The sequence below is a fragment of the Microbacterium sp. Leaf161 genome, from assembly GCF_001423645.1.
In the GTDB taxonomy this organism is placed as follows: Bacteria; Actinomycetota; Actinomycetes; order Actinomycetales; family Microbacteriaceae; genus Microbacterium; species Microbacterium forte.
This window is the reverse complement of record NZ_LMOW01000002.1, coordinates 151091-174843: the sequence shown is the minus strand read 5'-3', so window position 1 is coordinate 174843 and position 23753 is coordinate 151091. Positions and strand designations below refer to the sequence as shown.

The window sequence follows — 23753 nt, the reverse complement described above, 5'->3', positions numbered from 1 at the left end:
CGACTCTCACAACCTCAGGATGCTGCCAGCGTCAGCCGCGAGACGCGGGAAACGACTCCTGGCACCAGAAGTTCACCGGATGCTGGAGCGCTGGTCACCGGCTATGCGGACGTTGGTTCCCGTTCACCTGCGCCGAGCACTGTGGAGGCGTGCCGTCCGATCTGCTCAGCAGCCCGTGGGCCCTCGTGATCATGGGCCTCCTCGTGCTCGGCGACTCGTTCTTCGTCGTCGTCCCCGGAGAGATCGCTGTGACCGCCCTCGGGGCCATCGCGTCGAGCACCGGCGCTCCCCCGCTCTGGGCGGTGATCGTGTGCGCGGCAGCGGCGGCCGCAGTCGGTGACACCGCCTGCTATCTCATCGGCCGCACCGTCGGCACCGAGCGCTGGCGATGGATGCGTGCGCCGCGTGTGCGCCAGGCCCTCGACTGGGCCCGACGCCGCCTCGATGGCGGGACAGCGACGGTGCTCTTCACCGCTCGGTTCGTGCCGTTCGCCCGATTGGCGATCAATCTCGTCGCCGGCGCCTCGCATATCGCCCCGGGTCGATACCTGCTGCTCGTCGCAGTGGCGGCTCTCGGATGGGCTGCGTACCAGGCGTCCGTCGGTGCCGTCGTCGCCGCGCTGGTGCCGGGCGGCCCTATCGTGGCGATCGCGGTGTCGGTCGCCATCGCGGTGGGTCTCGGTGCTGTGCTCGACGTGGTGTCCCGCCGGGCCCGGAAGTGATCCACCCACCGGTCAGGAGCGTGCCCTAGGCTGGCGAACATGAGCACCGAAGAAGGCGCCTCCTCCAGCGAGGAGATGAAGCGCAAGTTCAAGGAAGCGCTCGAGAAGAAGAACGCGCACCACCGGCAGGGCGAAGCCCACCTGGATGGCGACTCCGCCGTCCACGGCGCGCCCGCCCCGCAGACGCGGCGCGAGTTCCGACGCAAGAGCGGTTGACCACACGGATGCGGGAGCCGACCATCGTCGACTCCCGCATCCCTCTTACCTGCTCAGTTCTGCGCTGCTCGAGCCCGCGCTCGCTCCTCCTTCGCGGCCATCTCATCGAGCGCCGACTCCTTGAGACCCTGGATGTCGACGGCCTTGCTCTCATCTGCCATCCCGTGGTCGTCCACACCGTCGAGCGACGACTCTTCGAACGGCAGTGCGCCGCTCAGCACCCGCTGCACCCGCTCGCGATCGATCTCGCGGGTCCAGGTGCCGATGAGCAGGGTCGCGACCGCGTTGCCGGTGAAGTTTGTCAGAGCGCGCCCCTCCGACATGAACCGGTCGATGCCGACGATCACGCCGACGCCGTCGACGAGATCAGGGCGGTACGCCTGCAGGCCGCCTGCGAGCGTGGCGAGTCCTGCCCCGGTGACACCGGCGGCTCCCTTGCTCGCGATGATCATGAACACCAGCAGCCCGATCTGCTCGCCGATCGTCATCGGCTGGCCCATACCGGTGGCGATGAAGAGCGAGGCCATGGTCAGGTAGATCGCCGTGCCGTCGAGGTTGAACGAGTATCCGGTGGGCACCGTGATCCCGACGACCGGCTTCGAGACGCCGATGTGCTCCATCTTCGCGATGAGACGCGGAAGAGCGGACTCCGACGACGAGGTGCCCACGATCAGCAGGTACTCGCGGGCGAGGTACTTCACAAGGCTGAAGATGTTCACCCGGGTCACCGCATAGAGCAGCGTCCCCAGAACGACCACGATGAACAGGATGCATGTGATGTAGAACGCGACCATCAGCACCCCGAGGCTCCAGATGGCGGCGATGCCCGTCTTCCCGACGACCGCCGCGATCGCTCCGAACGCGCCGAGCGGCGCCAGCCACAGGATCATGCCGAGGATGCGGAACACCAGCTTCTGCAGGTTCTTGACCGCATCCATGATCGGGGCGCCCTTGTCGCCGAGCCCCTGGAGGGCGAAGCCGACCAGCAACGCGATGAAGAGCACCTGCAGCACGCTCTCGCCGGTGAAGGCGGAGAAGAAGGTCGTCGGGATGATGCCGAGGATGAACTCCGTGGTGGTCTTCGCCTCGGTCTCGGTCGCGTCGTAGCTGGAGTTCGCCATGTCGAGGCCCGCACCCGGGTGGATGATGTTGCCGACCACGAGTCCGATCGCCAGCGCGAACGTCGACATCACCATGAAGTAGAGCAGCGCGAGTCCGCCGATCTTGCCCACGGTCGCGGCCTTCGCGATCGAGCCGACGCCCACGACGATCGTGCAGAAGATGATCGGCGCGATCATCATCTTGATGAGCGATACGAAGCCCTTGCCGATCGGTTCGAGACTCTGACCGACCTCGGGCCAGATGAGTCCGACCGCCGCTCCGAGCACGACCGCGATGATCACCGAGACATACAGCCATGTGTGCCTGTCCCACGCCTGCTTGCCGCGCCGCCAGTGGAATCCGGGAAGCGAGAACCCTGTCGTGATGGCCATGTTTTCCTCCTTGATCATGAACGTCTTCGTCTCATGCCCTCTGGCGCCCTCGCCTTCGGTAAGCTCACCGTCGCGGACTTCACACGGCAGCGCCATTTGTGGTCGTATTGGTCACCACCGATATGCCGGCTCCGCGATCACCGACGATCGGAAGGACGCGATGAGACCCGCCCGCGACTCCAGGAGCATCGCTTCCCGGGTCTTCCTGGTGCTCCTCGCGTCCGCCGTCGTGGTCGGCGCACTGGTTGCCGTGTTCCTCGTCGTCGATGCGCAGCGCAGTGCACACGCGGAAGCGGAGCGTGTGACGGCGGCCACATCGGTGTCGCTCGCCTCGTCACCCCTCGTCATCGATGCACTCGCGACCCAGGAGCCGGACGCAGCGACCCGGGTGCTCGAGCCCTACGCACTCGACGTGATCGCGAACGCCGATCTGGACTTCGTGACGATAATGGCGCCCGATGGCCTCCGACTCACCCACCCTGATCTCGACCAGATAGGCGGTGACTACCTCGGCACCATCCCGGATTCGCCACGGACGCTCACCGAGGTCTTCACCGGCACGCTCGGCCCGTCTGTGAGAACCATCGTGCCGGTGGTCGACGAGGACGACGACCTGGTCGGATGGGTGTCGTCCGGAGTGACGATCGAGTCGATCTCCGAGACCCTGATCCGCCGCCTGCCCCTCTCGATCGGCATCACGGCCGGGCTGGTCGCCCTGGGCGGCCTCGGCGCCTGGATCGCACGTCGATTCACCCGAGGCATCGCCGGCGATCTGCCACCGGGAAAGGTGCGCGACGCCGTCTCGTCGTACGAATCGCTGCGCACACTCGGAGACGCTCTGCGCGCCCAGACGCATGAGCACGGGAATCGGATGCACACCGCCGTCGCGCTTCTCGAGCTCGGACGCAGCGACGAGGCGATCGAGATCCTGACCGAGACCTCACGCCAGAGCCAGTCGCTCGTCGACCAGGTGACCGCACGGCAGGCGGGCGATCCTGCCGTGGGCGCCCTGCTGCTCGGCAAGGCGTCGCAGGCCAGGGAGCGCGGGATCGACTGGCGGGTCCACATCGACCCGAACACCCCCGCGTCGCCCCTCTCGCCCGTCGACAGCGTCGCCGTGCTCGGAAACCTGATCGACAACGCCATGGATGCCGCAGCGGCGGGCGCCGAGCGCTGGGTCGAGGTCGTGCTGCGGCCGTCGGCGGAGGGGGGAATCGTCCTCGAGGTGTCGGACGGCGGTGACGGCATCCCCTCGGCGCTGCACGAGCGGGTCTTCACCCACGGGTACTCGACGAAACCGGCGGGCGCGCAGGGACGGGGCGTCGGGCTCGCCCTCGTGGAGGCGGTCGTCGTCGGGGCCGGCGGCTCCGTGGATCTCACCTCTCATCCGACCACTTTCACCGTCGTCCTTCCGCCGGTACGAGGACGGAGGACACCGTGATCCGGACCCTGATCGTCGACGACGACGCTCTGACCCTCGAACTCCATCGCTCCTATCTCGAGAGGATCGACGGTTTCGTCGTCGGCGGCGAGTGCACCGGGGCCCGTGCCGCGCTCGCGGCGGTGCTCGAACAGCCACCCGACGAGCCCTTCGATCTCGTGCTCCTCGACATCACGATGCCCGACGGCTCCGGCATCGACGTGCTCCGCGGACTCCGCGCCCGTGCGGCGGCGGTGGATGTGATCGCCATCACCGGTGTGCGCGACGCCGCGACCGTGCGACAGATGGCCGCCCTCGGGGTGTACCAGTACCTCGTGAAGCCGTTCCCGTTCGCGGTGTTCCACGAGCGCCTCACGGCCTATCGAACGTATCGGGAGCAGGCGCGTTCGACGGCCGGCGAGGCGACCCAGGCCGAGATCGATGCGCTCCTCGGACGCACCACCGGGACCATCCCGATTCCCAAGGGCCTCTCAGCGGCCACGCTGCAGAAGGTGACCTCCGAGCTGCGTTCCTCGGGCGCCCCGGTGTCGGCGAGCGAGGCGGCCGCACGGCTCGGGATGTCGCGCGTGTCCGTGCGGCGATATCTGGAGCATCTCACGGATTCGGGCATCATCTCTCGCAGCGCCCGCTACGGCGCGCGAGGCCGCCCCGAGACGGAGTACCGCTGGATCCGACGCACCGACGCGGACTGACGTCGATCTGGCGCCGTTCTCGGGCGCTCACGCTGTCGGTCGTGAATCCGTCCGCGAGCACGGACCGCGGTCAGCGCGGGAGCCGCCCCTCGTGGATCAGCGACTCGGGATCCGCGGCAGCCCTGACGTCGCGGAGGCGATCGATCGACGCCGGATCACCGCACCGCTCGAGAGTCTCGCCCGGGCCGAGGAAGGTCGGGACCGTCTGCGGTGCGGTGGCCCTCGCCAGCACGTCCCGGAAGCCGGCCATGCTCGCCTCACCGGGTTCGCTCGGCACCCCCGGGAAGACGGGTACGAGGGCGTGGAGGAGCCAGCCGACCCCATGAAGCGTCGCGAACCCGGCCCGTCGAGGTTCGTTCAGCACGCCACCGAGCATCCGGATGTCGATGCCCATGATCGGCCACTGCTCCGGCAGCCCGCGGAAGCGGAAGAGGTCGTCGATCGTCGCGTCGTCGAGCGACGAGAGCGCTGCCGACACGCCCTTGCCGGGCGTCGGCTCGGTGGGCTCCCCACTCGACGCGGCGACGGTCTTCGGCGACGTGGCCCCTGACACCTCACGGCGAACAGTGCCGGCTCCCCGAACGCGCTCGATCAGGTCGTCGGCGGCTCCGACGGTGGACAGCGCCTGCACGGTGAGGAAGCTGCGTCCTCGTATCTCCTCGGGAAGCTGGGGAGCGTCGGGCATGCGCATCGAGCTCACGAACACGTTGAGTGACGCCGGGGCCTCGGCGGACAGGTCTCGGACAGCCCGCATCACCGACCCGGCGTCTGCGGCCTCGAATGTGAGCTCGGTGCCCCACAGCGCCGGGGTGGGAACCAGGTCGATCTCGAGTGCCGTCACGATTCCGACGATGCCGCCGGCACCGCGAAGCGCCCACATCAGCTCGGGGTCGCTGTCGTCATCGACACGCTCGCGGGTCCCGTCGCTGCGCAGCACCCACGCGGCCCTGAGGTTGTCGGACCCCAGCCCTGCCGTGCGGCTGAACCAGGAATGGCCGCCGCCCAGGGTGTACCCCGCGACGGCGACGACGGGGCTCGTACCGGCAGGAGCCGCCCAGCCGGTGCCTTCGAGCGCCTCGACCACCGCCCCCCAACGGACTCCGCTGCCGACCCGGACCACGCCGGAACCCAGGTCGACCGACAGCTCGTCGAAGGCGGCCATGCGGACGACGACGGCGTCGGCCAGATCTCCGGCGGCCCCGTGACCGGTGGGCTGCACCGAGAGCGTCGCTCCCGCGTCGCGGGCGGCTTGGAGAAGCGTGCGCAGATCGTCGACATCGACCGGCACGGCAACACCCGCCGGATGCTGTTCGATCGCCAGGTTCCAGGGCCGGCGCGCGGCTTCGAAGGATTCGTCGCCGGGAAGGATGAGATCGCCGCGCAGGGCATCCCGCGCGGATTCGAGCACAGAGCGAAGGGCCATGAGGTCACCGTACGACGCCCTACGGACATCGTCTACGGCCTCATGGCCCTGTGCGCGTTTCCCGGTCGAGCCGGGGATGAATCACTCTCCGGCGAGACCGCCGAGCATGTGACCGAAGGATCGGCCCTCTCCGAGATACGTCGCAGGGTCGTAGGGGTCGGCGGTCGCAGCCACCTCGCGCTTCGCGATCGCCTCGGCCAGCTCGCGCGCGCCCTTCTCGACGCGCTTCGCGAGAGGAGCGACCTCGTCACCAGTCCCGCCCCAGTCGCTGGATGCAGCGAAGACGCCGGTCGAGACCGCGTCGGCATGCAGGTATGCGAAGAGCGGTCGGATCGCGTAGTCGATCGCGAGCGAGTGCCGAGCCGTGCCGGCGTTCGCTCCGATCAGCACCGGCTTGCCCGTGAGCGCATCAGGGTCGAGCACGTCGATGAACGACTTGAACAGACCGTTGTAGCTCGTCGAGAAGATCGGCGTGACGGCGATGAGCGCGTCCGCCGAGACCACGGTGTTGATCGCGGTCTCGAGTGCGGGCGGCGCGAATCCGGTGAGGAGGTTGTTCGTGATGTCGTGCGCGTAATCCCGCAGCTCGATCACGTCGACGCTCGCCTGGATGTCGTGACCGGCGAGGGACTTCACGGTCTCCGCCGCCAGACGATCCGCGAGCATCCGCGTGGAGGACGGATTCGAGAGCCCGGCGGATACGACTGCGATGCGACGAGTGCTCATCTCAGGCCCCCTTCCGGCTGAGTCCGAACGCTGCCCCCGCAGGAGCGGGAGAGTCCTGATAGGGCGAGTCACCCGTCAGGTTGTCGCCGCGGTTGGCGCCGGGCCGTGCCTGACGCGTCGGACCGTCGCCGAACTCCGCCTTCACCCGTGCCGCGTGCGTGGGAGCATCCGGCACGCCGGCCGGGCGGTCCTTCGCCATCTCCTTGCGGAGCACGGGCACGACCTCGGAGCCGAGGATGTCGAGCTGCTCGAGCACCGTCTTCAGCGGAAGGCCCGCGTGGTCGATCAGGAACAGCTGGCGCTGGTAGTCGCCGTAGTGCTCGCGCATCGCGGCATAGCGGTCGATGACCTGCTGAGGCGAACCCACCGTCAGCGGAGTCATCTCGGTGAAGTCCTCCATGCTCGGTCCGTGACCGTACACGGGGGCGTTGTCGAAGTACGGGCGGAACTGGTTCACCGCGTCCTGCGACTTCGCCGCCATGAAGACCTGGCCGCCGAGGCCGACGATCGCCTGCTCGGGCGTGCCGTGGCCGTAGTGCGCGTAGCGCTGACGGTACAGCTCGATCAGACGCTGGTAGTGCTCCTTGGGCCAGAAGATGTTGTTCGCGAAGAAGCCATCTCCGTAATACGCGGCCTGCTCCGCGATCTCGGGTGTGCGGATCGATCCGTGCCACACGAACGGTGCGACCCCGTCGAGGGGGCGCGGCGTCGAGGTGAAGCCCTGCAGCGGGGTGCGGAACTTGCCCTCCCAGTTCACGACGTCCTCACGCCACAGCTTGTGCAGCAGGGCGTAGTTCTCGATCGCGAGCGGGAGACCCTGCCTGATGTCCTGGCCGAACCAGGGGTAGACCGGTCCGGTGTTGCCGCGGCCGAGCATGAGGTCCATGCGGCCGTCGGAGACGTGCTGCAGCATCGCGTACTCCTCGGCGATGCGCACGGGGTCGTTGGTCGTGATGAGCGTGGTCGACGTCGAGACGATCAGACGCTCCGTCTGCGCCGCGAGTGCGGCGAGGAAGGTCGTGGGACTCGACGACCAGAAGGGCGGGTTGTGGTGCTCGCCGATCGCGAAGACGTCGAGACCGACCTCTTCGCTGTGCTTGGCGATCGCCAGTGTCGCCTTGATCCGCTCCTGCTCACTCGGCGTCTCGCCGGTGGTCGGGTCGCGGGTGATGTCGCTGACCGACATGATGCCGAACTGCACCGGGACGCCTGCCTGCTCGCTCATGATTGCTCCGTCTTCTCCGAATCGGGTGCCCTGCATCCGGTTCTATTCATTTGAATGTATCTGAGTCAACGCGATGCGGACAACTTTATTCCCCGAGTAGCCTCAGAGGATGCACAGCGACGGAGCCGCCACGACGAACCCCGCCACCGGATCCGTCCAGAAGCCTCGCAAGCGCGTCCCGTTCTGGGACAACGCCCGCTACGCCTGCATCGTCCTGGTGGTCCTCGGTCACGCCATCCAGCGTCTCACGTACGATTCGGACATCGCGCTGGCGGCGTATCTCGCGCTCTATGCCTTCCACATGCCCGCCTTCGCGATCATCTCCGGCTACTTCTCGAAGTCCGGGTCGCCGACGCGAGTCCAGATGGCGCGCGTGATCACCGACATCCTGCTCCCCTATGTCATCTTCGAACTCCTGTGGACTCTGACGAAGTGGCTGGTCGAGGGTCAGGCCGACCCAAACCTCACAAAGCCCTCGTGGACGCTGTGGTTCTTGCTCGCACTCGGCATCTTCCGCCTCGTACTCCCTTACCTCGCGCTGCTGCGCTGGCCGCTGCTGTGGACGGTGATCATCTCAGTCGGGGTCGGCTACCTCCCCAACGTCGACAGCACGTTCTCGCTGTCGCGCACACTCGGCCTGCTGCCCTTCTTCGCTTTCGGATGGTGGCTGCGCGAGCGCGACGTGGTCGCACGCCTCCGTCTGCTGGAGACGCGTCCCTGGTGGACCCGCGTCGCCAGTGTCGCCCTGCTCGGCGCGGCCGGCTTCGCCGCCTGGCATTGGATAGACCTCTGGAAAGAGATCGACCTGCGCCACTGGCTGTTCTACGAGGATGCGTACGCGGACCTCGGAGGAGAGCAGTGGTGGGCCGGCGGCGTGCGCATCGCGCTGATGCTGCTGGCGGTGCTCCTGAGCGCCGCGTTCTTCGCCCTGATCCCCCGACGCACATACTGGTGGACGAGATTCGGCCAGTACACGATGTACGTGTTCCTGCTGCACTCGTTCGTGCTCTACCCGTTCCGCGAGTCCGGCGTGCTGCGCGATCTCGATCCGACGTGGCTGTGGCTGCCGCTCGTGACCCTGTTGTCTGTGGTCCTTGCCCTCGCTCTCGCGACGAAGCCGGTGCGCTGGCTCTTCCGTCCTCTGGTCGAGCCCCGCCCGCAGTGGCTCTTCCGCGATCCTGAGCTCGCTCGACGCGAAGGCCACCGCAGCGACCCGACCGGGTCCCGTCGGCCGCGCCAGGGGGCAGCGGCTAGCCTGAAGGAGTGACCCGAGCCGAGACGATCCGCGACCGCCTGGTGGACCACGCGGATGCCTCGGGATTCGGAGCCCACGGGCTTCACGTTCTGGTGGGAGCCGACGTCGCAGAGCACCGGTGGACCGCTGACGTCCGCGAGGAGATCCACTCAGTGGCGAAGGGCGTATGCGTCCTCGCGGCCGGAATCGCCGCCGACGAGGGTCTCGTGTCGCTCGACGCTCCGATCGCCGAGTACGTCCCGGATCTCCCGCTCGGAGACGGCGTCGATCGGATCACGCTCCGACGCCTGCTCTCGATGTCGAGCGGAATCGACCTCCCCTGGTCGGAGACCATGATGACCGACTGGCCCGACCTCGCGCGCGAGTTCCTCTCGCGCCCGTCGCGTGGTCACGTCTTCCAGTACTCGAACGCGAGCACCTACACGGCCATGGCCGTGCTCGCGACACGAGTCGGCGACATCGTCGACTACCTGCGACCGCGGCTGCTCGCGCCTCTCGGCATCGACGACCTCGAGTGGGAGCGGTGCCCGCGCGGCCGAATCGTCGGCGGCAGCGGCATCGCCCTGCGCACCGAGGAGATGGCACGCCTGGGCCGACTGATCCGCGATCGCGGCGAATGGGAGGGGAGGCATCTCGTCTCCGCCGCCCTCATCGACGCGATGCACGCCGATTGGGTGACGGCGGGCCAGAACCCCGGTTACGAGCGCTACGCGCTGTCGGGATGGGACGGCCCGGGCGCGGCCTGGCGCCTGCACGGCGCCTACGGGCAGCTGCTGATCTTCTCCGGCGATGCCGTCGTGACCATCACCGCTGACGACCACTTCGGCGCAGACGTCATGTCGGCGTTCGTGGCTGAGACGCTCAGCGCCTGACCGCGTTCCGCGTCCGTCAGGCGAAGAGCCCGGCGCCGACGTACGATCCGGGCTTCGCCCCGGCCGGGATCGCCCAGACGCCCGAGCCGACGTGCCTGATGTACTCGTTCATGCGGTCGGTCGACAGGCGTCGCTGCAGAGAGATGAACTGCGACGGATCGCGCTGATACGACAGGAAGAAGAGTCCCGCGTCGAGGCGGCCGAGATCGTTGTTGCCGTTGACGTAGTTGAACCCGCGGCGAAGGATGCGGATGCCGTCGTTCTGATCCGGATGCGCGAGCCGCACGTGCGCGTTCCGGTCTATCGCAGACGAACCGAAGTCCGGTGCGGTGAACTCGTCGCCGCCCGACAGCGGCGCCCCCTCGCCCTTGTCACGACCCACGATCGTGTTCTGCTCCGAGAGCCGCACCCGATCCCAGGTCTCGATCAGCATCGCGATCTTCCGCGCGACGAGGTACGAGCCTCCCGTCAGCCATGCGGGCTCATCCGATGCGCCGACCCACACGTTCGCGTCGAGCGCGGCGGCGTCATCGGCGAGGATGTTCGCCGTGCCGTCCTTGAATCCGAACAGGTTGCGCGGGGTCGCCTGGGCGGAGGTGGTGCGGGAGGTCTTGCCGAAACCGAGCTGCGACCAGCGGAGCCGAGCACGCCCGAAGGCGATGCGACTGAGGTTGCGGATCGCGTGCACCGCGACCTGCGGGTCATCTGCGCAGGCCTGGATGCAGAGATCGCCGTGCGAGGCCTGCGGGTCGAGGTCGTCGCCCAGGAAAGCGGGCAGCCTCTCGAGCTTCTGCGGGCGGCGTGCGGCGATTCCGAAACGGTCGCCGTCCTCGTTCTCGAACAGGCTGGGCCCGAAGCCGAACGTGATCGTGAGACCGGCGACAGGGAGGCCGAGAGCTTCACCGGTGTCATCGGGCGGCACCTCGGCGTCGCCCCCGACTGCGCCCGTGGCGCTCACCTCGAGGCCCTTGGTCATTCGCGACGCCGCATACGTCCAGTCCTGCAGCAACGTGATCAGGTCGTCACGATCAGTCCGCGGCATCATGTCGAACGACGCGAAGTGCAGATGCTCCTGCACCGGAGTCGTGATCCCCGCCTGGTGCGCGCCGAAGAACTCGTAGGCGATCTGCGCATCCGCCTCGGCCCTTGCGCGGCCGAGGGCCACGCCGCCGGCCAGTCCGCCGCCCACCCCCACCGCGAGGGAGGCGACTCCCCCGCCGATCGCGAGGCCGAGAAGCCCGCGTCGGCTGAGACCCGCTGATGGGGATGCCGTGGCTGCCGACTCCGGCGCGGAGTCGGCAGCCACGGCATCGTTCGCGCGTTCGTTCACGGGCGGGATCGTCCCCTTCGAATCAGTCGAGGACTGTGCCGGTGAGCTGCGACAGCGGCTCGGCGAGAGCGTTGATGAGGTCGGTGAACTCGCGCTTGTCGGCGTCGGTCAGCTCCGCGTAACCGACGAAGCCTGCCTCGAGCGAACCGTGCGCTGCCAGCGACTCGTCGAGAGCCGCGTATCCGTCCTGGATCTCGGTGACGAGCGCGGCGCCGTCATCGCCCTGCGCGGTGGCGAAGTCCTGCACGAGGGAGAAGGCCATCTTGGAGCCCTCGACGTTGGCCGCGAAGTCGTAGAGGTCGGTTCCCGACCACCAGTCCTCTTCTCCGGAGATCTTGCCGGTCGCGACCTCGTCGAGCAGCGCGATCGCACCGTTCGAGATCCCGCCGATCCCCTGGTCGTCCAGAGCGGTCGTGAACTCGTCGGAGTGCACGTAGTCGTAGAGCTCCTGAACGTCTGCGAGCAGCTGGTCACCGTAACCGGCGCGCTCCTCGGTCGTCGAGGGCGCCCAGTCCTGCCAGGCCGGCGTCTCGCCGTCGGCGTTGAGGGCGTCCTGCGCCGGCACCCAGAGGTCCTTCTCGATGCGGTGGAAGCCGGTCCAGTCGAGACCCTCGGCCACAGCATCGACCTCTCGGTAGTCGATGCGAGGATCGAGGGTGCCGAGAGCCTCGGCGACGGGCTCGATGCGCTCGTAGAAGGCCCGAGTCTGCGGGAAGAGCGCGCGAGCGGTCTCGTCGTCGCCCGACTCGTAGGCGGCGACGAACTCGTCGACGGACGGCACGAGCTGTCCGACCTGGTCCTTCACGAACGCCGCGTACAGGTCGACGGCCTGCTGCTTCTGGTCGGCATCCTCACCCTCGACCGCGACGCGGTCTCCGGTCACCGTGAACTCCGACTTGCCGACGCCCTCGCCGATCATTCCCGGCTTGCACAGGGTGAAGTACTTGCCCGGTTGCGCCACCACGGTGAGTGTGCGGGAGGCGGACGGCGCGATGTTCTCGACCTCGCCCACGATGCGCAGTCCGTCGTCGGCGAGCAGGTAGAACTCCGAGGTCTGGCCACTGTCGTTCGTCACATCGAACGTCAGGGTGCCGCTCTCGGCAGTCGTCGCAGAGACCGCGCACTCGGAGTCGGTCGACGAGACGTCGAACGCGGCGCCTGCTGCGACATCGCTCTTGGCGACACAGCCACTGAGAACGAGTGCTGCCGCGCCGGCTGCGGCGACAGTACCGAGGATTCGGCGAGAGGTGGTCATGCTGCTCCTTGCTGGGTGAGAGTGGGAGTCGAGACGTCGCGGTCTGCGGACGTGGACGAGCGAGGCGTGGTCGGCCGACGGGAACGCAGCCCGCGGACGAAGAAGAATCCGACGACGACGAGGTAGACGGTCCAGGCCGTCACCTGAAGCCACGTCATCCGCGGCATGAAGCCGACGGTCGCCTGCAGGATGGTGGCCCATGCTCCGTCCGGGGCGATCACGTTCGTCACGTCGAACGCCCATCCGAACGGGAACGCCGCCCAGCCGAGCGCCACGGCGCCGGTGACGGCGTCGATGGGAGCCGCGGAGGTGAAGGGGCCGGGCAGGGCACCTGCCTCCTGCAGGTCCATGATCGCGTATGCCAGGACGCCGGCCGCGACGATCACGAGGAAGCCACTCGTCCAGGTGAAGAACCGGCGGAGGTCGAGTCGGACGGCACCGCGGGCGAGCAGCCATCCGATCACGACGGCGACGACGAGACCGAGCATCGCCCCGAGCAGGGCGGAGGGGGCGTTTCCGAAGGACTGGACCATCGACCACAGGAGCAGGGTCGTCTCGATCCCCTCCCTGGCCACGGAGACGAAGCCGATCGCGATCAGCGCCCACAGGCCTCCGTTCGTGAGAGCACGATCGAGTCCGCCTTCGAGGGTCGCCTTCATGGTGCGCCCGGCCTTCTGCATCCAGAAGATCATCCAGGTGACCATGCCCACCGCGAGCAGCGAGAGAAGGCCTCCGATGAGCTCCTGTGCCTCGAACGTGAGCGAGTAGGCGCCGAAGGTGAGGACCGCGCCGATGCCCAGAGCGAGGGCGATCGCCAGCCCCACACCGGCCCAGAGCCTCGGCAGAGCGTCACTGCGCCCGAGACGGCGGAGGTAGGCGACGAGGATGCCGACGACGAGAGCGGCCTCGAGGCCTTCGCGAAGACCGATCAGGAACGTTGCGAGCACGGAATGGAGACTCTCTGAGAAAAGACTGAGGTAAGGCATCCCTTACCTCAGAGAGGTTATCACCAGATCGCGGTCGCCTCATTCACGTGCTCGAACCGGTGGGAGTAATGCGACGCAACACTCGACCGCGCACCTCGCGACCGATTTACGCTCGATGCATGGCTGATCTCTCCCTTCCCATCCTCGACCTGTCCCAGCTCGATGCCGGCCCCGAGGCCGCGGCACGGTTCCGGGACGAACTGCGTGCAGCGACACACGATGTGGGCTTCTTCTACCTGACGGGCACGGGGGTCTCCCCCGAGCTCGAAGCTCGCCTGCACCGGGCCGCGCTCGACTTCTTCGCGCTGCCCGAACAGGACAAGCTCGCGATCGAGAACGTCAACAGCCCCCACTTTCGCGGATACACCCGAGTCGGCGGCGAACGCACGCAGGGCAAGATCGACTGGCGCGAGCAGATCGACATCGGCCCCGAGCGCGAACCCATCGAGGGCGGACCCGCTTTCAACCGCCTCACCGGCCCGAACCTCTGGCCCGAGGCCCAGCCCGAGCTCAAGGCGGTCGTCACCGAATGGCACGACACTTTGACCGAGGTCGCGCACAAGCTGCTGCGCGCCTGGGCGGTGACGCTCGGAGCGGAGGAGTCGTACTTCGACGAGCCCTTCCGTGACCCCTCGACGCTCATCAAGATCGTCCGCTACCCGGGCACTCATGAGCCGGAGCCCCAGCAGGGCGTCGGCGCCCACAAGGACTCCGGCGTGCTCACGCTGCTCTGGGTCGAGCCGGGCAAGGGTGGACTGCAGGTGGAGCGGAACGGCGAGTGGGTGTCTGCTCCGCCCGTTCCCGGCGCGTTCGTCGTCAACATCGGGGAACTGCTGGAGTACGCGACCGGTGGCTATCTCAAAGCGACAAACCACCGCGTGATCTCCCCCAGGGCACCGGAGGAGCGCATCTCGATCCCGTTCTTCTTCAATCCGGCGCTCGACCAGCAGCTGCCGCTCCTCCACCTTCCGGCTGATCTCGCTGCAGAGGCGACCGGCATCACCGAGGACCCGAGCAATCCGATCCACGCGACGTACGGGGAGAACGCCATGAAGTCACGGCTGCGCGCCCACCCCGATGTCGCTGCGATCCACCACCCGGACCTGGTCGCCACGAAGGCCTGACCACCGGCTACAGCGCCGGGCCGCCTCCGAGCGCGACGATCTCGCGCAGCGCCTGGAGGTGGCCGGCGAAGGCCGCTCGTCCCGTCGCGGTCGAATACACCCAGGTGCGCGGACGACTGCCGAGATTGCCCTTGCGGGCGACGACATACCCCGCCGCCTGCAGGTGCGTGATGGCCTTGCTCAGCGGGGAGTCTCCGCACTGGAGGATCTCGCGGAGCGTCGCGAAGTCCAATTCGATGCCCTCCCCGAGCGAGGCCATCAGCGAGAAGCGGATCGGTGACGCGAAGTTGTCGTCGAGCCGGGTGCGCGGATGCGGCGCCGGCGGCGACTCAGTCACGGAGATCCCGCCCGGGGACGAAGGAGACGGCGACGAACAGGATGATCACCGCGGCCCCCGCCAGCGCTCCCGCGTCGAGGGGAACGGGAAGCAGCACGGCCCCGGAGAGCGCCGAGACCGCGACCGCGAAAATCGCCAGATGCGGCCATCGCCAGGATGCGCCGATCGCAGGAAGCCCGAGATCGCTGCTGAACGCGAACATCCAGATGAACAGCATCAGCAGGACGAGCATGACCAGAACACTCGCGAGCACTCCGTCCGGCGCCGACGCGAGCGTCATGAGCACCCCGAGCGCGACGCCGACGAGGATCGTCCCCCAACGAATGACGCGCGAAAGTGGCTGTGGGTGCGAGCGCGGCGGACGGACGTCGCCGGACGCACGAGCGAGCTGCACTGCTCCGTAGCCACCCAAGCCCACCAGGACGAGTGCGGGTGGGATCAGCACCCCGATGGCTGGGAAGCCCGGCGCCCAGACGGCGAAGCCGAAGACGACGAGCGCCGTGGCGACGAGCAGACCGCCCGCGAGCAGCGCCGGCCACTTCGACCACGAGGGGCGGCGCTGCATGCCGCTGCGCTGCGCCATGCCACTCGCGAGCTGAACCCACAGGAGGAAGCTGAAGACGATGGTCTGTGACGCGAGCACGCTGTCGGCCCGGAGGGCGAACGCCAACACCGCCAGATACGCCGCTGTCGCCACGGCATTGACGATCTGCAGCCATGCCAGTGCTCGACGGTCCACCGTGCGTTCGCGACGCGTGGCGACCGCTGCCGCCTCATCGAGATATCTCTGAGCGATGTCGGCACTGGGAGGCGCGAGCACCTCGTAGCCGTCGACAGGTTTCTGCTCCATGATGCCCCCTCGCGCTTTCCATTTGGAAAGCTTCTTACTTTCCTACGGGAAAGCTGGCGCGAGGTCAACCCCTGGAACATGACGAAGGCCGCCCCACACCTGGGGCGGCCTTCTCAAGAATGTTCTGCGCGATTGTACGCTGGAGCGCTCTGCGTTAGCGGCGGAGACCCAGGCGAGCGATCAGCGAGCGGTAACGCTCGATGTCGACGCTCTGGAGGTAGCCGAGCAGACGACGGCGCTGACCCACGAGCAGGAACAGGCCACGACGCGAGTGGTGGTCGTGCTTGTGCTCCTTCAGGTGCTCAGTGAGGTCCTTGATGCGCTGTGTCAGCATCGCGGCCTGCACCTCGGGGGATCCGGTGTCACCGGGGTGCGTCGCGTACTCTTCGATGATCGCCTTCTTGACGTCTGCTTCCAGTGCCATAGATTCGATCCCCTCTCTGCTTGTTGCGCGGTGCCCGACGCCTGATGCGTGAGCTCTCTTTATCCGCGGCCGATCAAACGGCAACCTGAAGAGTCTACCAGGACTCGATGCCGCGGGAGGACCGCGACTGCGCTCGCGCGATGGCGCCTCGGATACTCTCGAATCATGCATGACGGACACCCGGCGTGAGCGACGCACGCAGCCATCTGATCGACCTCAGCCCCCTCAAGGCCAGCCCGGCGTTCGCGCGGATGTGGATCGGCTCGGTCCTCGCAGGGATCGGCGGGCAACTGACGATCGTCACGGTGATGCTGCACGTGTTCGCGCTCACCGGGAGCACCTTCGCAGTCTCGATGATCGCCGTGGCCGGGCTCGTGCCGATGGTCCTTGCCGGGCTGTACGGCGGGATGCTCGCCGACGCCTTCGACCGTCGCAGGGTGGCGTTGATCGCCGCCACGGTGACCTTCGCCTCCACCGCGCTGCTCGCGGCGCTCACCTGGAGCGGCGCGGAGACCATCTGGTGGCTCTATGTGCTGAGCATCGTCAACTCCGCGGCGAACTCGGTCGGCATGGCCACCCGTACGGCGATCGTGCCGCGGCTCATCCCCCGCGACAAGCTCGCCGCCGCTTCCGCCCTCAACGGGGTGGCATTCGGACTCACGGTGATGGCCGGACCCGCCATCGCGGGAATCCTCGTCGCACTCACCGGGTACGGATGGACGTACACCCTCGATGTGATCCTGATGCTGTCGATGTTCCTCGGACTGTGGAGCCTGCCTCCGCTTCGCCCCGAGGGCGACATCGTGAGGCCGGGCTTCGCGTCGCTCGTGGACGGGTGGCGATTCCTGCGCCGAGCGAGCAACATCCGGATGCAATACGTTGTCGACATCATCGCGATGACTTTCGGGCAGCCGCTCGTGCTGTTCCCGGCTCTCGGGACGGTCCTCCTCGGCGGAGGAGCGGTGACGACCGGCATCCTCACTGCAGCCGTCGCAGCGGGCACGTTCGTTTCGAGCCTCTTCTCCGGACGGGTCGTGCAGTATCGCTGGCACGGGCGCGGCATCGAGCGGGCGGTCGAGGCCTACGGCGCATCCATCCTTTTGTTCGGCGCGGTCCTGGTGGCCGGGACCCTCTCCGACGGGGCGACCGAACAGGCTCCGAATGTCTCGCTGATCGTCGCGGCGTGCGTGGCACTCGCTCTCTCGGGCGCATCCGACAACGTGAGCTCGATCTACCGCAACACCATGATGCAGGCGGCGGTGCCAGACGCGATGCGCGGCCGCCTGCAGGGCGTCTTCATCATCGTCGTCGCCGGTGGCCCTCGCATCGGCGCCCTCTACGCCGGCACGCTCGCGACCCTCACAACTCTCTGGTTCCCCCCGCTGCTCGGCGGATTGCTCGTGATCGCTCTGGTCGCGCTGCTCGCACGGCGCATCCCGGGGTTCCGTGCCTACGACGCAGAGAACCCCGAGCCCTGAGGGCCCGGGGTTCTCGAGATCAGGCGATCAGTCCTGCTGCAGAGCTCCCTGCAGGTCGAGGCTGATCGTCACGTCCTTGCCGACCAGCACTCCGCCGGTCTCGAGGGCCGCGTTCCACGTCAGGCCGAAGTCCTCGCGGTTGATGACCGTCTTCGCCGAAGCGCCGGCCTTGTAGTTGCCCCACGGGTCGGAGCCGAAACCGCCGAAGTCGAGCTCGAAGCTGACGGGCTTGGTGATGCCTCGGATGGTGAGGTCGCCGTCGACGAAGAGCTCGCCGCCCTCGGCGCGCGCACCGGTCGACACGAACTCCATCGTCGGGAAGTTCTCGGTGTCGAAGAAGTCGCCGGAACGGAGGTGCGTGTCGCGCCCCTCGTCCTTCGTGTCGATCGACGTGACGTCGACGCTCGCCTCGACGCGGGCCTCGAGGGGGTTCTCGGGGGCGATCAGGGTCGCGCTCTTGACACCGAAGGTGCCCCGCACCTTCGAGATCATCATGTGGCGCACGCTGAAGGTGACCTCGCTGTGCGACGGGTCGAGCACCCAGGTGCCGGGACGGTAACCGGGAATGTCGATGCTGGTCATGGTTTCTCCTCGGGAGACATCAGCCGCATTGCGCGGCAACGGATGAGGGGCCGTGTTCACGGCGTCACGCGTTACAACTTACATGCACATGCATGTATTCCCTGAACGCGCAGATTCTCCTCCTACAAAAAAGAAGGCGCCGGACCCGCGAGGGTCTCGGCGCCTTCCGGCGTTGATCGGGTCAGCCTACGGCGACGAGATCGATGATGAAGATGAGGGTCTTTCCCGAGAGGAAGTGGCCTCCGCCGACAGGGCCGTACGCCAGGTGCGGCGGGATGACGAGCTCACGCCGTCCGCCCTCCTTCATACCGGGGATGCCGTCCTGCCAGCCCTGGATCAGGCCGCGAAGCGGGAACTGGATGGTCTCTCCGCGACCCCACGACGAGTCGAACTCCTCGCCCGACTCGAACTCGACACCGGCGTAGTGCACGGTCACGGTGTCGCCCGGCTTGGCCTCGGCGCCGTCTCCCTCGATGAGGTCGCGGATGACGAGCTCCGCGGGGGCGGGTCCGGTGGGTGCGTCGAACTCAGGCTTTGTGCGATCAGTCATGCTCTCCATCAAACCCGAGCCGTGGGTCGCCGGTCAACGGGATCGCTCCGCTGAGGGCGAAACGAAGATGTGTGCCGACTCGAACCCTCCAAGCCCTTGACACTCGCCCGCACCGGGTGCACCCTGTTTACAGATCAACTCAGCGCCCGGGTAGACATGCAGGCATCGCCGCAGCACCGGGCGCTGAGTCTTTCTGCGGGGCACTCGTCTCTCGCGTCAACATCAGACGTGATGCGCCTCGGCCGAGTACTCGACGAGCAACGATGCGAGCTCGTCCGGTCTGCTGAGCGCGACGCAATGGCCGGCCAGGATCTCGTCAGCGACGACGCCGAGGCGCCGAAGAGCGAGTTCACGGAGGAACTCAGACGGGAAGAACCTGTCCTCCGTGCAGACGATGAACTTCGTCGGCACGCTCGGCCAGGAGGTGAGCGGCCAGGGCGCAGCCATCGAGGCTTCGGACGGATGCGCCCTCTCGCGACCCATCGCCTCCTCGGCCAGCGCTCGCGGCACGTCGTGATAGAAGCCGACGAGGGGATCATCGTTTCCGGTCACACCGCCGTCGCGAGCCGCCTGCGCCTTCACCGCTGCGGCGAACCCGGTGTTCGACCACCACTCACCCGGGGACTCCCCCGGCATGGGGATCATCGCCGCGAGCATCACGAGGGCATCGGCTGCGAGCTTCTCGGCGACGATCGGCGCAGTGAATCCGCCGAACGAGTGACCGACCACGACTCCGCCTCGCCGTCCGCCGACCGCATCCACGACGGCATCCGCATAGTCGATGAGAGTGAGCGACTCGTCATCACCCGGCAGGTCGGGTGCGATCACCTCGTGTCCGTGCTCCCGCAGGGCGGCGGCGACCCGATGCCATGACCACCCCGTGTCTCCCGCTCCGTGGACGAGGATGAAGACGGCCATGACCGAGCTTCCTTCAGTACGCCAGCAGCGCGGCCCGCGTGGCCCGTGTGCGCGCGAGCAGGGCCTGTTCGTCTGCCGGAGCCATCGGGTCGCGACCCGTGATCGCCCGCTGACGGACGGAAGCCAGCATCGTCGCGTCCTTGATGAACTCGCGCATCAGCGGACGTCGATCGCCGCGCAGCTGCGAGGCCCAGGCGAGGCCGGTCTTGCGCCCCGCCGGGGTCGCCAGCATCGTGACCTCTTCAGGGGTGAACCATCCTGCAGCCGCGTAATCGCCGAGACGAGCCTTCGTCAAGCGCGATTCCTCTCGCCGCAAGGCGACGATGCCGAAGATGAACCCGACGAACAGCGGCACCTGGAGGACGAAGTAGAGGAGGAAGAAGTTCGCGAAGGACGAGCCGTTCCACAGGCCGTGCAGCACCATCGCGCCCAGCATCCCGAGAAGGCCGAAGCCGAGCGCTGCACCTGTCGAGGCGTGCCGTCGAGCGGCAAGGCCGATTGCGAGGCCGGTGAGCGAAGTGAACATGGCGTGCGCGAACGGCGACATGATCGCACGCAGGATGAACGTCACCGTCAGCTGCTCTCCCCCGCCCTCGATGAGGCTGATCGCGAAGTACTGGATGTTCTCGGTGAACGCGAAGCCGGCACCCACCAGCGCGCCGTAGACGACACCGTCGACCGGTCCGTCGAAGGACCGACGCGCGATGAGGAAGATCAGGAAGACTCCGAAGCCCTTCCAGAACTCCTCCACGATGGGAGCCTGGATCACAGCGCTCGCGACCTCACCCCTGAGCCCCAGGACGGCGGTCAGCCCCAGGTCGACGAGAAGGGTGAGTCCCACGGCGGCGATCGCACCCCAGGCGATCGCGAAGAACACGAGCGACTTCGGCTCGGGCTCCCACCGGTCGATCATGCGCACGACGAAGAAGACGATCGCGAGCGGCACGAGCGCGAGCACGAGCCCGATGATCGATGCGAGCGGGCCGAGGAACAGCCCGAAGTAGGCGATCAGGCCGAGCAACAGCAGACCGAGGAAGCCGAACAGCGAGAACAGAGCGACTCGTCCGCCTCGGCGCGCCGCGGGCAATGCAGGAAGACCGGGTGCAGGCGAAGGTGCGGCAGGGGCCGGAGGGGAATACGGGGTCGGCTGGGCCAGCACCGACGCGTAGTCCGGACGCTGCGAGAACTGCGTCGGCGCATAGCTCGACTGCGCGTATTGCTGAGCGGAGTACTGAGGCGGACCGGCCTGCGGCTGCTGAGGATAGGTCTGGGGCTGCTGAGGATACGCCGGGGGCTGCTGCTGTGCTGGCGGCGGCGTGTACGGCGATGGCTGGGACGGTCCTCCGGAACTCATAGCCAAAGCATATGGCGAACAACCAACTTCCCCCGGGTCTGGTGACTTCCTCCAGGCAATCGAGCCGGGCAGCGGATAGCGTAGGAGCATGCGGTTCGCTCATCTGCGTCGTGCCGACTCCCCTGCTGCGCATCTCGCAGTGGTGGAGGGTGCCGATGCCATCCTCGTCTCCGATCTCCTTCCCGACCCCCCTGCGACGCTTCAGCAGCTGATCGAGGGCGGTGAGCAGATGCTCTCCGCGCTTCGCGCCGCTGTCGAGAGCGGCACCGCCACCCGGCATCCGCTCGAGGGCTGGTCATTCGCGTCAGCGGTCATCGCTCCCCCCGCGGTGCTCGCGGTCGGCCTGAACTACGCCGCACACTCGAGCGAGCTCGGCCTGAAGACCGACGCGGCTCCGACCGTCTTCACCCTGTGGCCCAATTCGCTCACGGGCCATCAGCAGACGACGTCGTGGCCGCGAGCACTGAGCGAGGCCGTGGACTACGAGGCGGAGCTCGGCGTGCTGATCGGCACGCCTGCGAAAGACGTCGCAGAGGCCGACGCCCTGTCGTACGTCTGGGGCTACACCGTCGTCAACGACATCACCGCACGCAACGTGCAGTTCTCTGAGGCGCAGTGGTCACGGTGCAAGTCCTTCGACGGCTTCACCCCGACCGGTCCGTTCGCCGTCACGGCCGACGAGATCGCCGACCCTCAGGACCTGCACATCTGGGCCGTCGTGGACGGCCAGACCGTTCAGGACGCGAGCACCGACCAGATGGTCCGATCGGTCGCGAAGCTCATCGCACACCTCTCGCAGTCGCTCACGTTGCTGCCCGGCACGCTGATCTCCACCGGCAGCCCCGGCGGGGCCGGCTACTCCCGTGACCCGCAGATCTTCCTCCGCGATCGTTCGACCGTGACAGTCGGCATCGACGGGATCGGCGAGCTCACCACCCACTGCCGCGTGCTGGACTGAGCCGGACGCGGATATGAGAAGGGGCCCCGCCGCATGCGCCGGGGCCCCTTCTCGCAGATCAGATCTCGATGAGGTCCTCGGACGAGATCACCGGAATCGCAGCGGTGATCGCCTCGAGTCCGGACAGACGCGCGGGCGACAGCTGCTTGATGACCTCGTCACGCGACATCAAGCCGGCCTCGACGACCAGGTCGGCCACGTTCCGGTTGGTCAGGAGGGCGGTCTTGGCCAGAGCAGCCGCGGCAGCGTATCCGATGAACGGCGTGAGAGCGGTGATGACGCCGACCGAGGCGCCGACCATGGCGCCGAGACGATCGCGGTTCGCCGTGATGCCGTCGACGCAGTTGACGCGCAGCGTCCACATCGCCTGGCGCATCCAGGTGATCGACTGGAAGATCGAGTGAGCGATCACGGGCTCGAAGGCGTTGAGCTGAAGCTGGCCCGCCTCGGCTGCCATCGTCACCGTCATGTCCGCACCCGCGACCGCGAACGCCACCTGGTTGACGACCTCCGGGATCACCGGGTTCACCTTGCCGGGCATGATGCTGGAACCGGCCTGCATGGCGGGCAGGTTGATCTCGCCGAAGCCCGCCTGCGGACCGGACGACAGCAGTCGCAGGTCGTTGCAGATCTTCGACAGCTTCATCGCGTTGCGCTTCAGCGTCGAGGAGAAGGACATGAACGAACCGGTGTCGCTCGTCGCCTCGACGAGGTCGGCGGAGGTGACCAGGTCGAGCTCGGTGATCTCGCGCAGGTGCTTCAGCACGGCGGGCGCGTAGTCGGAGTGGGTCGTGATGCCCGTGCCGATGGCCGTGGCGCCCATGTTGATCTCGAACATCAGTGACGCGTTCTCGGTGAGGCGCGTGTGGTCGTAGCCGAGGGTCGAGGCGAAGCCGTGGAACTCCTGGCCCAGAGTCATCGGCACAGCGTCCTGCAGCTGGGTGCGTCCGACCTTGAGCACGTCGTGGAACTCATGCGACTTGTGCAGGAACGAGATGCGCAGCAGATCGAGCTCTTCGAGCAATGACCGGAGCGTCAGCGACAGACCGATCTTGACAGCGGTCGGGTAGACGTCGTTGGTCGACTGGCTGCGGTTGGTGTGATCGATAGGCGACAGGAACGCGTAGTCGCCCTTCTCACGCCCGGCGAGCTCGAGCGCGATGTTGGTGATGACCTCGTTGGCGTTCATGTTCGTCGAGGTGCCGGCGCCGCCCTGGATCACCCCGACGGTGAACTGGTCGTGGAACTCGCCGTCGATCACACGCTGAGCGGCCCGGTCGATCAGATCGGCGCGCTCGGGGTCGAGGACCCCGATCTCGCGGTTCGCCCTGGCGCTGGCCTGCTTGACCATGGCCAGCGCGACGACGAGGTCGGGATAGACCGAGATCGGCCGCTTCGTGATCGGGAAGTTCGCGTCGGCGCGGGCAGTGTGGATCCCCCAGTACGCGTCGGCGGGAATCTCCATGCTCCCGAGAGAGTCGGTCTCGGTGCGGGTGGGGGCAGGCGCGGCAGAAGCCATGTCACATCCTTGTGGGTAGTGGC

Annotated in this window: 24 protein-coding genes; 9 read left to right on the top strand and 15 right to left on the bottom strand. The window is 67.5% G+C overall.

The features are described from left to right. Positions 1 to 149: 149 nt before the first annotated feature. Entirely contained in the window at positions 150 to 722 is a 573-nt protein-coding gene (locus ASF87_RS13500) for a DedA family protein (RefSeq protein WP_235558964.1), read from the top strand. Between the two features lie 39 nt (positions 723 to 761). Then, positions 762 to 938: a DUF5302 domain-containing protein gene (locus tag ASF87_RS17795; RefSeq protein WP_091232420.1), complete on the top strand. Its 177-nt coding sequence runs from the start codon at positions 762 to 764 to the stop codon at positions 936 to 938. A gap of 53 nt (positions 939 to 991) precedes the next feature. On the opposite strand, the gene ASF87_RS13495 is transcribed toward ASF87_RS17795, so the two are convergent. Continuing rightward, positions 992 to 2431, bottom strand: coding sequence for a cation:dicarboxylate symporter family transporter (locus ASF87_RS13495; RefSeq protein ID WP_056377026.1), 1440 nt, complete (start codon positions 2429 to 2431; stop codon positions 992 to 994). 160 nt (positions 2432 to 2591) lie between these two features. Between ASF87_RS13495 and ASF87_RS13490 the strand changes: the two genes are divergently transcribed. After that, positions 2592 to 3872 carry a sensor histidine kinase gene (locus ASF87_RS13490; protein ID WP_056376611.1) on the top strand — a complete coding sequence of 427 codons (1281 nt, stop codon included), beginning with the start codon at positions 2592 to 2594 and terminating at the stop codon, positions 3870 to 3872. Further along, a complete protein-coding gene (locus tag ASF87_RS13485; protein ID WP_056376610.1) occupies positions 3869 to 4564 on the top strand; it encodes a response regulator in 696 nt (231 codons plus the stop codon). The genes ASF87_RS13490 and ASF87_RS13485 overlap by 4 nt, the downstream gene beginning before the upstream one ends. Before the next feature lie 70 nt (positions 4565 to 4634). On the opposite strand, the gene ASF87_RS13480 is transcribed toward ASF87_RS13485, so the two are convergent. The 3 genes from ASF87_RS13480 to ASF87_RS13470 all read right to left on the bottom strand — a co-directional run bounded on the left by ASF87_RS13480 (position 4635) and on the right by ASF87_RS13470 (position 7938). After that, complete coding sequence (locus ASF87_RS13480) at positions 4635 to 5987, bottom strand: FAD-binding oxidoreductase (RefSeq protein WP_056376609.1); 1353 nt, start codon at positions 5985 to 5987, stop codon at positions 4635 to 4637. 81 nt (positions 5988 to 6068) lie between these two features. After that, positions 6069 to 6713: an FMN reductase gene (locus ASF87_RS13475; RefSeq protein ID WP_042541795.1), complete on the bottom strand. Its 645-nt coding sequence runs from the start codon at positions 6711 to 6713 to the stop codon at positions 6069 to 6071. Between the two features lies 1 nt (position 6714). After that, the gene (locus ASF87_RS13470) at positions 6715 to 7938 is read right to left on the bottom strand and encodes an LLM class flavin-dependent oxidoreductase (protein WP_056377024.1); all 1224 of its coding nucleotides are present in this window, start codon (positions 7936 to 7938) and stop codon (positions 6715 to 6717) included. Between the two features lie 109 nt (positions 7939 to 8047). Here ASF87_RS13470 and ASF87_RS13465 point away from each other — a divergent pair, with 109 nt between their 5' ends. Both ASF87_RS13465 and ASF87_RS13460 read left to right on the top strand, forming a co-directional pair. After that, positions 8048 to 9205: an acyltransferase family protein gene (locus ASF87_RS13465; RefSeq protein WP_042541796.1), complete on the top strand. Its 1158-nt coding sequence runs from the start codon at positions 8048 to 8050 to the stop codon at positions 9203 to 9205. Then, positions 9202 to 10065, top strand: coding sequence for a serine hydrolase domain-containing protein (locus ASF87_RS13460; protein ID WP_056376608.1), 864 nt, complete (start codon positions 9202 to 9204; stop codon positions 10063 to 10065). The genes ASF87_RS13465 and ASF87_RS13460 overlap by 4 nt, the downstream gene beginning before the upstream one ends. Positions 10066 to 10081: 16 nt before the next feature. On the opposite strand, the gene efeB is transcribed toward ASF87_RS13460, so the two are convergent. Genes efeB through efeU form a run of 3 tightly spaced genes read right to left on the bottom strand, consistent with a single transcriptional unit; the run spans position 10082 to position 13597 of the window. After that, a complete protein-coding gene (efeB, locus tag ASF87_RS13455; RefSeq protein WP_056377023.1) occupies positions 10082 to 11371 on the bottom strand; it encodes an iron uptake transporter deferrochelatase/peroxidase subunit in 1290 nt (429 codons plus the stop codon). Positions 11372 to 11417: 46 nt separating this feature from the next. Further along, the gene (gene efeO, locus ASF87_RS13450; RefSeq protein ID WP_056376607.1) at positions 11418 to 12650 is read right to left on the bottom strand and encodes an iron uptake system protein EfeO; all 1233 of its coding nucleotides are present in this window, start codon (positions 12648 to 12650) and stop codon (positions 11418 to 11420) included. Further along, positions 12647 to 13597 (bottom strand): iron uptake transporter permease EfeU, encoded by a 951-nt coding sequence (gene efeU / locus ASF87_RS13445; RefSeq protein WP_157550113.1) that lies wholly within the window; start codon positions 13595 to 13597, stop codon positions 12647 to 12649. Before efeU ends, efeO begins: the two co-directional genes overlap by 4 nt. A gap of 158 nt (positions 13598 to 13755) precedes the next feature. Here efeU and ASF87_RS13440 point away from each other — a divergent pair, with 158 nt between their 5' ends. Then, positions 13756 to 14760, top strand: a complete 1005-nt coding sequence (locus ASF87_RS13440; protein WP_157550112.1) for an isopenicillin N synthase family dioxygenase — start codon at positions 13756 to 13758, stop codon at positions 14758 to 14760. 7 nt (positions 14761 to 14767) lie between these two features. Here the strand turns inward: ASF87_RS13440 and ASF87_RS13435 are convergent, their stop codons facing one another. From ASF87_RS13435 to rpsO, 3 genes are all read right to left on the bottom strand, one after another. Beyond that, positions 14768 to 15097, bottom strand: coding sequence for a transcriptional regulator (locus tag ASF87_RS13435; RefSeq protein WP_056376604.1), 330 nt, complete (start codon positions 15095 to 15097; stop codon positions 14768 to 14770). Further along, positions 15090 to 15947 carry a hypothetical protein gene (locus ASF87_RS13430; protein WP_056376603.1) on the bottom strand — a complete coding sequence of 286 codons (858 nt, stop codon included), beginning with the start codon at positions 15945 to 15947 and terminating at the stop codon, positions 15090 to 15092. Before ASF87_RS13430 ends, ASF87_RS13435 begins: the two co-directional genes overlap by 8 nt. A 154-nt stretch (positions 15948 to 16101) precedes the next feature. Next, positions 16102 to 16371, bottom strand: coding sequence for a 30S ribosomal protein S15 (gene rpsO, locus ASF87_RS13425; protein ID WP_017203073.1), 270 nt, complete (start codon positions 16369 to 16371; stop codon positions 16102 to 16104). Positions 16372 to 16556: 185 nt separating this feature from the next. Here rpsO and ASF87_RS13420 point away from each other — a divergent pair, with 185 nt between their 5' ends. Beyond that, complete coding sequence (locus ASF87_RS13420; RefSeq protein ID WP_056376602.1) at positions 16557 to 17849, top strand: MFS transporter; 1293 nt, start codon at positions 16557 to 16559, stop codon at positions 17847 to 17849. A gap of 27 nt (positions 17850 to 17876) precedes the next feature. Here ASF87_RS13420 and ASF87_RS13415 read toward each other — a convergent pair whose 3' ends face one another. The 4 genes from ASF87_RS13415 to ASF87_RS13400 all read right to left on the bottom strand — a co-directional run bounded on the left by ASF87_RS13415 (position 17877) and on the right by ASF87_RS13400 (position 21253). Beyond that, on the bottom strand, positions 17877 to 18431 hold the full coding sequence (locus ASF87_RS13415; protein ID WP_042541805.1) for a YceI family protein: 555 nt from the start codon (positions 18429 to 18431) through the stop codon (positions 17877 to 17879). A 181-nt stretch (positions 18432 to 18612) separates the two neighbouring features. Next, positions 18613 to 18981: an FKBP-type peptidyl-prolyl cis-trans isomerase gene (locus ASF87_RS13410; RefSeq protein ID WP_056376601.1), complete on the bottom strand. Its 369-nt coding sequence runs from the start codon at positions 18979 to 18981 to the stop codon at positions 18613 to 18615. Between the two features lie 222 nt (positions 18982 to 19203). Further along, on the bottom strand, positions 19204 to 19899 hold the full coding sequence (locus ASF87_RS13405) for an alpha/beta fold hydrolase (RefSeq protein ID WP_056376600.1): 696 nt from the start codon (positions 19897 to 19899) through the stop codon (positions 19204 to 19206). A 13-nt stretch (positions 19900 to 19912) separates the two neighbouring features. Further along, positions 19913 to 21253, bottom strand: a complete 1341-nt coding sequence (locus ASF87_RS13400) for a PrsW family intramembrane metalloprotease (protein WP_200933760.1) — start codon at positions 21251 to 21253, stop codon at positions 19913 to 19915. Positions 21254 to 21341: 88 nt separating this feature from the next. Here ASF87_RS13400 and ASF87_RS13395 point away from each other — a divergent pair, with 88 nt between their 5' ends. Beyond that, positions 21342 to 22211 (top strand): fumarylacetoacetate hydrolase family protein, encoded by an 870-nt coding sequence (locus tag ASF87_RS13395; RefSeq protein WP_042541808.1) that lies wholly within the window; start codon positions 21342 to 21344, stop codon positions 22209 to 22211. Between the two features lie 58 nt (positions 22212 to 22269). On the opposite strand, the gene ASF87_RS13390 is transcribed toward ASF87_RS13395, so the two are convergent. After that, complete coding sequence (locus ASF87_RS13390; RefSeq protein WP_056376599.1) at positions 22270 to 23730, bottom strand: aspartate ammonia-lyase; 1461 nt, start codon at positions 23728 to 23730, stop codon at positions 22270 to 22272. Between the last annotated feature and the right edge of the window lie 23 nt (positions 23731 to 23753).

Coding starts and splice junctions, on each gene's coding strand:
- ASF87_RS17795 (WP_091232420.1), top strand. CDS start 762: ATGAGCACCGAAGAAGGCGCCTCCTCCAGCGAGGAGATGAAGCGCAAG.
- ASF87_RS13495 (WP_056377026.1), bottom strand. CDS start 2,431: ATGGCCATCACGACAGGGTTCTCGCTTCCCGGATTCCACTGGCGGCGC.
- ASF87_RS13490 (WP_056376611.1), top strand. CDS start 2,592: ATGAGACCCGCCCGCGACTCCAGGAGCATCGCTTCCCGGGTCTTCCTG.
- ASF87_RS13480 (WP_056376609.1), bottom strand. CDS start 5,987: ATGGCCCTTCGCTCTGTGCTCGAATCCGCGCGGGATGCCCTGCGCGGC.
- ASF87_RS13475 (WP_042541795.1), bottom strand. CDS start 6,713: ATGAGCACTCGTCGCATCGCAGTCGTATCCGCCGGGCTCTCGAATCCG.
- ASF87_RS13470 (WP_056377024.1), bottom strand. CDS start 7,938: ATGAGCGAGCAGGCAGGCGTCCCGGTGCAGTTCGGCATCATGTCGGTC.
- ASF87_RS13465 (WP_042541796.1), top strand. CDS start 8,048: ATGCACAGCGACGGAGCCGCCACGACGAACCCCGCCACCGGATCCGTC.
- efeO (WP_056376607.1), bottom strand. CDS start 12,650: ATGACCACCTCTCGCCGAATCCTCGGTACTGTCGCCGCAGCCGGCGCG.
- ASF87_RS13440 (WP_157550112.1), top strand. CDS start 13,756: ATGGCTGATCTCTCCCTTCCCATCCTCGACCTGTCCCAGCTCGATGCC.
- ASF87_RS13430 (WP_056376603.1), bottom strand. CDS start 15,947: ATGGAGCAGAAACCTGTCGACGGCTACGAGGTGCTCGCGCCTCCCAGT.
- rpsO (WP_017203073.1), bottom strand. CDS start 16,371: ATGGCACTGGAAGCAGACGTCAAGAAGGCGATCATCGAAGAGTACGCG.
- ASF87_RS13415 (WP_042541805.1), bottom strand. CDS start 18,431: ATGACCAGCATCGACATTCCCGGTTACCGTCCCGGCACCTGGGTGCTC.
- ASF87_RS13410 (WP_056376601.1), bottom strand. CDS start 18,981: ATGACTGATCGCACAAAGCCTGAGTTCGACGCACCCACCGGACCCGCC.
- ASF87_RS13405 (WP_056376600.1), bottom strand. CDS start 19,899: ATGGCCGTCTTCATCCTCGTCCACGGAGCGGGAGACACGGGGTGGTCA.
- ASF87_RS13400 (WP_200933760.1), bottom strand. CDS start 21,253: ATGAGTTCCGGAGGACCGTCCCAGCCATCGCCGTACACGCCGCCGCCA.
- ASF87_RS13395 (WP_042541808.1), top strand. CDS start 21,342: ATGCGGTTCGCTCATCTGCGTCGTGCCGACTCCCCTGCTGCGCATCTC.
- ASF87_RS13390 (WP_056376599.1), bottom strand. CDS start 23,730: ATGGCTTCTGCCGCGCCTGCCCCCACCCGCACCGAGACCGACTCTCTC.